This is a genomic window from Chryseobacterium polytrichastri, from assembly GCF_900142445.1.
Classification (GTDB): Bacteria; Bacteroidota; Bacteroidia; order Flavobacteriales; family Weeksellaceae; genus Chryseobacterium; species Chryseobacterium polytrichastri.
Genome location: NZ_FRAV01000063.1, coordinates 1 through 9,213 on the forward strand (window position 1 = coordinate 1; position 9,213 = coordinate 9,213).

At 34.3% G+C, this 9,213-nt stretch carries 9 protein-coding genes; 4 read left to right on the forward strand and 5 right to left on the reverse strand.

Going from position 1 to position 9,213, the window contains the following annotated elements:
- Positions 1-53: 53 nt before the first annotated feature.
- The gene (gene cphA / locus BUB80_RS22445) at positions 54-2,684 is read right to left on the reverse strand and encodes a cyanophycin synthetase (RefSeq protein ID WP_073297921.1); all 2,631 of its coding nucleotides are present in this window, start codon (positions 2,682-2,684) and stop codon (positions 54-56) included.
- Between the two features lie 201 nt (positions 2,685-2,885).
- Here cphA and BUB80_RS22450 point away from each other — a divergent pair, with 201 nt between their 5' ends.
- The 3 genes from BUB80_RS22450 (at position 2,886) to BUB80_RS22460 (ending at position 5,057) form a co-directional block, all read left to right on the forward strand.
- Entirely contained in the window at positions 2,886-3,773 is an 888-nt protein-coding gene (locus BUB80_RS22450; protein ID WP_054510008.1) for a cyanophycinase, read from the forward strand.
- 99 nt (positions 3,774-3,872) lie between these two features.
- A complete protein-coding gene (locus tag BUB80_RS22455) occupies positions 3,873-4,715 on the forward strand; it encodes an isoaspartyl peptidase/L-asparaginase (protein WP_073297922.1) in 843 nt (280 codons plus the stop codon).
- Positions 4,716-4,820: 105 nt separating this feature from the next.
- A complete protein-coding gene (locus BUB80_RS22460) occupies positions 4,821-5,057 on the forward strand; it encodes a YtxH domain-containing protein (RefSeq protein WP_054509213.1) in 237 nt (78 codons plus the stop codon).
- A gap of 49 nt (positions 5,058-5,106) precedes the next feature.
- Here BUB80_RS22460 and BUB80_RS22465 read toward each other — a convergent pair whose 3' ends face one another.
- From BUB80_RS22465 to BUB80_RS22480, 4 genes are all read right to left on the reverse strand, one after another.
- Positions 5,107-5,904 (reverse strand): class I SAM-dependent methyltransferase, encoded by a 798-nt coding sequence (locus BUB80_RS22465; RefSeq protein WP_083547374.1) that lies wholly within the window; start codon positions 5,902-5,904, stop codon positions 5,107-5,109.
- A gap of 153 nt (positions 5,905-6,057) precedes the next feature.
- Complete coding sequence (locus BUB80_RS23465) at positions 6,058-6,525, reverse strand: hypothetical protein (RefSeq protein ID WP_139262869.1); 468 nt, start codon at positions 6,523-6,525, stop codon at positions 6,058-6,060.
- Between the two features lie 263 nt (positions 6,526-6,788).
- The gene (locus BUB80_RS22475; RefSeq protein ID WP_073297927.1) at positions 6,789-7,328 is read right to left on the reverse strand and encodes a PH domain-containing protein; all 540 of its coding nucleotides are present in this window, start codon (positions 7,326-7,328) and stop codon (positions 6,789-6,791) included.
- 59 nt (positions 7,329-7,387) lie between these two features.
- Positions 7,388-8,053: a GNAT family N-acetyltransferase gene (locus tag BUB80_RS22480; protein WP_073297929.1), complete on the reverse strand. Its 666-nt coding sequence runs from the start codon at positions 8,051-8,053 to the stop codon at positions 7,388-7,390.
- Positions 8,054-8,207: 154 nt separating this feature from the next.
- Between BUB80_RS22480 and BUB80_RS22485 the strand changes: the two genes are divergently transcribed.
- A complete protein-coding gene (locus BUB80_RS22485; RefSeq protein WP_073297931.1) occupies positions 8,208-9,149 on the forward strand; it encodes a ketopantoate reductase family protein in 942 nt (313 codons plus the stop codon).
- Positions 9,150-9,213 lie beyond the last annotated feature (64 nt).

Consider the following 9,213-nt stretch of genomic DNA (forward strand, 5'->3'; position numbering starts at 1 on the left):
AAAATAAACTTCGGGCGGCTTCTTTGAAGCCGCCCGAAATTTTATGTATTAAATTAAAAAGATTTATCATCTTCTAATAATTCCCTTGCTTGATATTCCTGTACCAAATCGATGGCATTAGAAATAACATCACTTAACGCTGTAATAAAAGCTCCTTCTTCTGCCATTCCCATGGCATGTTTTAAGGCATCAATTTCTTTAGGAATAATTTCATAGCTCACATCTTTTCCAGCCTCATTAATTCCATCAATAATCAATGCATTGATATCTTCTTCTTTTCTGCCACGAAGATGCTTCTCATTTCTGATAATGATATAATCAAACATTCTTCCGGCAATTTTACCGCATAGCCTGATATCTTCATCCCTTCTGTCTCCAACTCCGGAAATAATCCCTATTTTTTTGGTTGATTCTATATTTTTAAGGAAATCTTCAATGGCTTCATATCCTGATGGATTATGAGCAAAATCAATTAAAACTTTGAAATTTTTAAATTTAAAAACATTTAACCTTCCCGGAGTAAGTTGGGCACTTGGCAGAAAAGTTCTCAATGAATTTGAAATATCTTCTATTCCCAACCCTTGAAGGTAACAAGCTAAACTTGCAGCCAACACATTTTCAATCATGAATTTTGCCTTCGCTTCCATTGTAATAGGAAAGTCTTTTGCTTTTCCAATTCTGATCTTCCAGTCTCCTTTTTTGATCGTCACAAAACCTTCTTCATACACGCAAGTGATCTTTCCTTCTTTTGCGAATTTCTTCATGTAAGGATTGTTTTCATCCATACTGAAAATTGCCACATTGCTATGCAGATCATTCACAATTCTCATAGAATACTCATCATCAGCATTCATTACGCTCCATCCATTTTTCTTAACACTGTCAAGAACTACTCTTTTTACCTTGGTTAAGTCTTTCAGGTTATGAATGTCATTCATTCCTAAATGATCTTCTGTAATATTGGTTAAAACACCGATATCGCATTGAGAAAAGCCAAGCCCAGAACGAAGAATTCCCCCTCTGGCAGTTTCCAATACTGCAAATTCTACCGTTGGATCTTTCAGGATAAATTCAGCTGATAAAGGGCCTGTAGTATCTCCTTTCGTCAGCATTGTATTTTGAATATAGATTCCATCTGAAGTGGTAAAACCTACTCTATACCCATTATTTTTAATGATATGAGAAATCAATCTTGTTGTTGTCGTTTTACCGTTTGTTCCTGTCACCGCAATGATTGGGATGGTAAAAGGTTTTCCTGTAGGATACAGCATATCAACAACCGGAGCCGCAACATTTCTTGGAAGCCCTTCACTTGGTGCCAAGTGCATTCTGAAACCTGGAGCTGCATTCACTTCAATGATAGCTCCTCCGCTTTCTTTTAAAGGTTGCGTTAGGTTTTCAGCCATAATATCAATTCCGCAGACATCAAGACCGATGATCTTAGATATTCTTTCTGCCATCGTGATATTTTCAGGGTGAACCATATCGGTAACATCTATAGACGTTCCTCCTGTTGAAAGATTGGCTGTTGATTTTAAATAAACAATTTCTCCTTTTTGAGGAACTGTTTCAAGCGTATAGTGAAGTTTTTCAAGAAGTTCTGTTGTGTCTTTATCTACTGCAATTTCAGTTAACACATTTTCGTGGCCATAACCTCTTCTCGGGTCTTTATTTTCTTTTTCGATTAATCGCTGGATATTTAATTCTCCGTCTCCTACAATGTGAGCAGGAACTCTTCTTGCAGCAGCAACCATTTTATTATTGATTACTAATACTCTGAAATCATATCCTGTAATATATTTTTCAACAATTACTTTATTAGAATATTTCTGAGCATGCTCCAATCCTATTTTAGAAGCTTCCCAATCGTTTACATTAATAGAAGACCCTTTTCCATGATTTCCATCCAACGGTTTTAAAACAATCGGATATCCTATTTTTTTAATTACAAAATCCAATCCTTCTTCATCTACAATCACCTCTCCAATTGGAACTGGGATTGCAGCATCATGAAGCATTCTTTTTGTTAATTCTTTATTACATGCAATATCTACTGCAATTGAGCTTGTATTTCCTGTAATGGTCGCTTGAAATCTCTGCTGATTTACCCCATATCCCAACTGAACCAGAGAATTAGTTCCTAATCTGATCCATGGAATTTTTCTGGAAACTGCTTCTTCAACAATACTTCCGGTAGACGGGCCCAAACGAACACGTTCTCTGATTTCTTTTAATTTTTGAATACAGGCATTGATATCATATTCTCTTCCTTCAATTAAAGCTTCTGCAATCTGTACTGCTTGTTCTGCCGCATAAATTCCTGCATTTTCTTCAATATAATCGAAAACAACATTATAAATCCCCGGACTTTTTGTCTCCCTTGTTCTTCCGAACCCGGTATCCATTCCTGATAAAGTCTGAATTTCGAGAGCGATATGTTCAATAACGTGACCCATCCAAGTTCCTGTTTCCACTCTGTGAAAGAAACCACCTTGTACTCCTTCCGAGCACCTGTGTGAAAGCAAAGAAGGCATGAGCTTTTCTATCCTTTCTCTGAAACCGTCGATTTTATTGGTAGGGAAATTTTCTAATTCTTCAAGATCCAACCTCATCTGTATCAGCTTTTTCCTTCTTATACTCCAAATATTCGGACCGCGTAAAGCCTGTATCTTCTCAATTTTCATAATCAGTTTGCATTTTTCTTATTAATGATAACATATTCTAAGATCAAAGATAATGCAAAACCATAAAAAAAACTATACCACACTTGTAGATTTCTCAAAATAAAATTGAAAATTATTAATATTTCTAAAATACTCAGGATCAATTAAAATATGGCATAGATTTCGTCAAATGTTAATAATTTTTTAAATTTGCACACTATGATGAAACCAGTAGGAAAATTAATCGTTATTGGAGGCGCTGTAAACAAAGGCAGTTTTGCTGAAACCGACTACGACCAGAATATAGAAAAGAACCTCAATTTCTTTGAAAGAGGTATTCTAAGAAAAATAATTAATGAGTCTAGGCTTAAAGAAGATTCTATAATAGAAGTTATTACAACTGCTTCACAAATCCCGCAGATTGTAGGGACGGAATACAAGAAGGCTTTTGAATTTCTAGGCGCTAAAAATGTAAACATTCTTGATATTCACAACCGTGAGGAAGCGAATTCTGATGCCATGGTAGCAAGAGCTAATGCTGCCGATGTTGTCATGTTTACAGGTGGAGATCAGCTAAGGCTGACTTCTATTCTTGGCGGAACAAGATTTCACGATACAATTCTATTGAAATACCAAGAGCAGGATTTTATTTACTCCGGAACTTCTGCAGGAGCTGCGGCGGCCTCTGAAAATATGATTTATCAGGGAAGCAGTTCTGAAGCATTGTTGAAAGGTGAAATAAAAACTACCCAAGGGTTAGGATTAATTGACAACGTAATTATCGATACTCACTTTGTTCAAAGAGGAAGAATCGGACGTTTATTTCAAGCGGTGGTTAATAATCCGAGAACGTTGGGAATTGGTTTAGGGGAAGATACCGGACTTTTCATTTATAATGACACGATGACAGCTGTAGGATCAGGTCTTGTGATTATTGTAGATGGCAGGTTCATTAAAGATACCAACCTTACCAACATCAACCTTGGAGAGCCTATTTCTATTGATAATTTAACCGTACATGTGATGTCGATGAATGATCATTATGATTTAACGACAAAAACGTTGACGATTGAAAATTCTCAATTTAACCCGATACCGCAAGATAAATAATAAATGATTAGTGATAATTGATCAATGATTTTTGCGGATAAATAAATTATCTTCGTTAAAAATATCAATTATCACTAATCAACTATCAATTATATTTTCATGAAAATAATCATCCACGGCGGTTTCTTCTCAGAAAGTGACCAAAGCCATGAAGTAAAAATAGCGAAACAAGATTCATTAAAAAATATTGTTCAAAAAGCTTTTGAATATTTACAGTCAAATTCCGCATTTGATACGGTAGCGTATGCCGTTTCTCTTTTGGAAGATGATGAGCTGTATAATGCAGGAATCGGTTCCCAGATCCAAAGTGATGGGGTAATCCGAATGAGTGCTGCTATTATGGATGGTGAAACCCAAAAATTAAGTGGTGTTATCAATATTCAGGATGTGAAAAATCCTATTTTTGTGGCTAAAGACTTAATGAAGGAAGACGACAGAGTCTTAGGAGGTGAAGGCGCCAAAAGATATGCTACAGAACATGGTTTTGAAAACTTCTCTACTGAAATCCCTCAACGCCGAAAAGAATATGAAGCTAAATTAGCAAATGGCAGAAAAGGAACGGTTGGCTGTGTAGCGATTGATAAAGTCGGTAAATTGGCTGTTGCTACCTCAACCGGAGGAAAAGGTTTTGAGATCCCCGGAAGAATTTCAGACTCTGCAACCGTTGCTGGAAATTATGCTAATGCATTCTGTGCGGTAAGTTGCACAGGTGTTGGAGAAGATATTGTAAGCAATGCTACTTCTACCAAAATTGTAACCAGGGTTACAGATGGGATGACATTGGAAAATGCTTTTCATAAAACTTTTGAGGAGTTAAAAACAATTGATGGCTTTGCAGGTGCGATTGCCATTGATAAAGAAGGAAATATCTATCATCAGGATTCTTATCCTACGATGGTATTCGCAAGTTTTGATGGTGAAATTTTTAAAGTATTCAACTAAATTTTAACATAAATTTATAATTGCATTTATTTTTTTGGCACGTATTTTACTTAGTTATTAATAACAAATTTTAGTAGTAATCACAACATTCAAAAAATAGAAATCATGGGAAACAAAACAAATGGCATACTTGCTTTATTAGGATTAGGAGCTTTAGCATATTGGAAGTACAAAAAATCTACTCCGGAAGAACAACAAGCAGTAAAAGATAAAATCAATACTGCAAAAGACAACCTTAATAAATGGGGGAATGATCTTAAAAGCAAAGCAAATGACGTGGCTTCCCAAGTTCAGACCAAAGTAGACGAAGCTAAAACAAAAGCTGAAGATTCTTTAAGCTAAGACTAGTTTTTTTTAACATTCATATATAAGAAAGTCATCGTAAAATATTTTACGATGACTTTTTGTGTGCCGTTAATGCATACACCATTGGTATTTTATTTCCAAACTGTTTAATCCTCCATTTTCCTTTCTCAAACTCTTCAACTTGGTTAAAACAAGGATATGGTGACCAATCAAATTCCTGAAAATTCTCAATCGATAATCCTTTTTTAGTTAAATTCTGAAGAACTTCCGATAATGGATGATTCCACGTTATATTATTCAGTACAAGATCTGCGTTTTTTTCTGCATAAGTCCCTTCGTTGGTTTCCACAATTGGTTTTTCGTTGAAATAACTATATTTCACTTCATTAAAGTCATCGTCAAACATCCAAATAACAGGATGAAACTCTGCCATAATAAATTTCCCACCAGGCTTTAGGAAATGATTAATAACATTCGCCCACTTCTCTAAATCCGGAAGCCAACCCACCGTTCCGTAACTTGTATAAACAATATCAAATTTTTCATCCAGAACATTTGGCAAATCATAAACATCCGAACAAATAAATTGGGTATCTGTTTCGCATTGTTTTGTAAGATCCCGCGCCGTTTCGATAGCCTTATCTGACAAATCTACTCCCGTAACTTTTGCCCCCAATCTAGATAATGAAATAGAGTCTTGCCCAAAATGGCACTGCAAATGCAAGATACTTTTTCCTTTAACATCTCCTAAAAGATCCAACTCAATAGAATTAAGAGAATTCCTACCTTTTAAGAATTCATCTACAAAATAGAAATCTGATTTTACATGCGTATCTACTTTGGCATTCCATGAGGTTTTATTTATTTCTAAATAGTTTTCCATGACATTAATTATTTTATTTAAATGTTTAGTTTTTTAACCACAAAAGATTAGCACATACGTTATTATTAAGTTGATCTAAACACTACAAATAAGAACACTTAAGTTTATTTGCATCTTTTGTGGTTAGATTTTCATGGTTCACAAAGAATCAAATTATGAACCTTGAATAACATAGTTTTTACTTAAAATTCTTCTTTCTGGTTTAGTATCGTCTTCAGGTTTAAACCATACTTCGACTTTACTTCCATAATAGTCTCCCCAATCTCCTTCCTCCACAATGAAATCGTCATCAAGATTAAACTCTTTCAACTCATTCGTTGAATTGAAAACATCGATCTGAGATTTCTTTTTAACTTCTGCCGCAGAAAGAATTCTGTTGGTATTGAAATCAAATATTTTCAAGTACACTTTTCCTTTCTCTATCTTATTAAGAAAAACATCGTATTTATAAGTTCCTGGCCTTAGATTATCATATAATAATATATCTTGTCCATTAACTTCAATCAAATCTTTCTCGCCACCAGCAGAAATTTTTAAAGGCATTGCAAATCTTGCGTTCTTAGGATTTTTTATCCCTGTATAAGCTTTGTAAGGACTTTTAGGCGGGAAAAAAGCAAACATAACACCCAGCATCATGAATACACAAAAACTAAGAAGGCATTGAAAAAGTCCGTTCTTAAATTCATCCTTCTTAAAAAGTCTCGAAATCCCCAACATAAAACTAACAATGCCCACAATAAATGGAAAAGCAGAGAAAAAAGTCCAGGTAAAATTACTTATCGGCAAAATTAGAATCGTCAGCCAACAAAAAACACCAACAAATAGCGTTATAAAAGAAGTAAAATACCACCTCCAATTAAACATTTTAAAAACAACCTCCTTTATCATAATTTATTTATCAATTTTTTCTTTTGTTCTGCAAATTCTTCTTCCGTTATTACTCCGTTTTCTTTCAGTCTTCCTAACTGTTCCAGTTGATCCAATACGGAAGGTTCACTTTTAGGCTGAAAATATTCTTTCGGCCGAGACATAAAATCTCTTACTTTTTCACAAAACAATTCGGCTTCATACTTTCCAACACCGTCAATTTCGAGAATATTATCAGCGATGCTAATGTCTATTGAAGCCAGCATCAATGATTTTTCATACTGTATAGAACTCACTTTGTTGTAAGAGAAATCCTCAACTTTTAATCCGTACATGAACTCTTTATCAATAAAAATCAATCTTCTGTCGGTAGCGACTAAAATAATATGATGTTGAGTGGTTTTATTTCTGCCCTCAACGAGATAGACAATTTTTTCGTCTGTTGAAAGTACATTGGGTAACTCGTGAATTTCTTTTCTCGCAAAAAAGGTAGGATTTATATTTAATTTTTCAAGCTCAGCTTTTATTTCCTCAAGTCTTGATTTTTTTTCACTCATTTGTCTTAGTTTTTATAATAGTTTATGGGACTAAAATACTATTTCTTTATGAAAATACTTTAATTCCGTTTAATTTTTGATGTTTCAGATGGTATAACAATTGAAATATAAAGGCTGTAAAGCTTCCAGCCCAATGATTCGTATAAGGATCTCCCTTGTTCAGTGGCCACTAAAAAGTGATTGGAAACATTTTGGGATAAAGCGATCTTTTCAAGCTCTTTCATTAAAAAAGTAGCGAGGCCTTTTCTTTTGTGGTTTTCTTCCGTTGAAATCCTATCATATACTGCGAGATCATCGACGATAACAACGCGGCCGACAGATGCTAATTCTCCATCTTTAGTAACAATTCTAACAACAGAAGTTGAATCATAATGATCAAATTCTAATTGGTAATTTTCATGCAAAGTAACATTCAAAATACTCATCGGTGGAAAACATTCCATCATATATCCTTGTTGCTGTATGATCCATCTTTCAGGCAGACGGTTTTTTAATTCTAAAGGAGAAGCACAAACTTTCAAATATATCCAAGGTTCATTTATTGATGCTGCTAATGCAAAGAAATCATCATTAAGCTCTGTAAAAACATAACGAGATTTCTGTGTTTCGTAGCCAACATCTACTTTAAAACCAGATTTATATTGAGTGGGTAAAGGTAAGTCTCGTGATAAACTCCAAGCTTTCAGCCATTTTCCTACTATATCCTTAGAAATTTCTTTTCTCATTTATCAATTTTTCATGGTTGCATTCTATAACAAATATAGATTATAAATTTCTTGAATATTAAAATAAATACCGACCTTTAACCTTGTTAAACCCTTTGAATAGGGAATTTATAAATATTTAAAATTTACATTCTAGAATCATTAAAATAAATTTATGAATAAAAAACATATTGTTATTATTGGCCTTGGAGGCGTTGGAGGCTATTTTGGCTTTAAAATTAACCAGACCAATGAAACGTCACAAGAACATACAATATCATTTATCGCAAGAGGTGAAACCTATAAAAAAGTAAAGGAAGATGGATTAACATTGCTTTCTCCTGAACATCCCAACCCACTGACACGCCCCAATGCTGTTTACGAAAACATCAGTGACATTAAAAATCCCAACCTGGTATTAATTTGTGTAAAAGAATATGATCTGGAAAGAGTTTGTGATCAGTTAAAACAAGTCATTACCAAGGAAACGATTCTGTTACCGATGATGAACGGTGTTGATATTTATGACAGAATACGAAAAATAATCCCTGAGAATGTTATTTTACCGTCTTGTCTGTATGTTGCTTCTCACATCAAAGAAAAAGGAATTGTGGAGCATAAAGGAAAAGCCGGAAAGCTAATCATAGGAAAAGATCCTGCGCATTTTTCTGCTCCTATCGATTGGGTCATCAATATTATCAAAGAAAGTAAAATAGATTTTGATTTTAAGGATAATTCGTTGATCGATATTTGGACAAAATTTATTTTTGTGGCAAGCTTTGGTTTGGTAACCGCTAAATACAATTCATCTATCGGAACTGTATGCACCGATTCTTCTCAAAGAGCTGAGGCAGCTGAAATAATGAAAGAAATACAGCTTATTGCAACGCAAAAAGAAATTCATCTCGGAGAAAACATCATTGATAAAACCTTTGAAAAAGCGGCTACATTTCCACCGGAAACTCCAACTTCTTTGCAACTAGATATTAATTCTAAAAAAGATAACAGTGAACTAGAGTTATTTGCAGGCGCTATTATAAGATACGGAGCGGAACTAGGAATTCACGTTCCTTCCACGCAAAAGCTTTATGACGAATTAAAAGCAAAAGTAAAATAAACTTTAAATTTAGAACTGATAAAAAAAATGAGTCTCCTCAATATTGAGGAGACTCATTTTTATG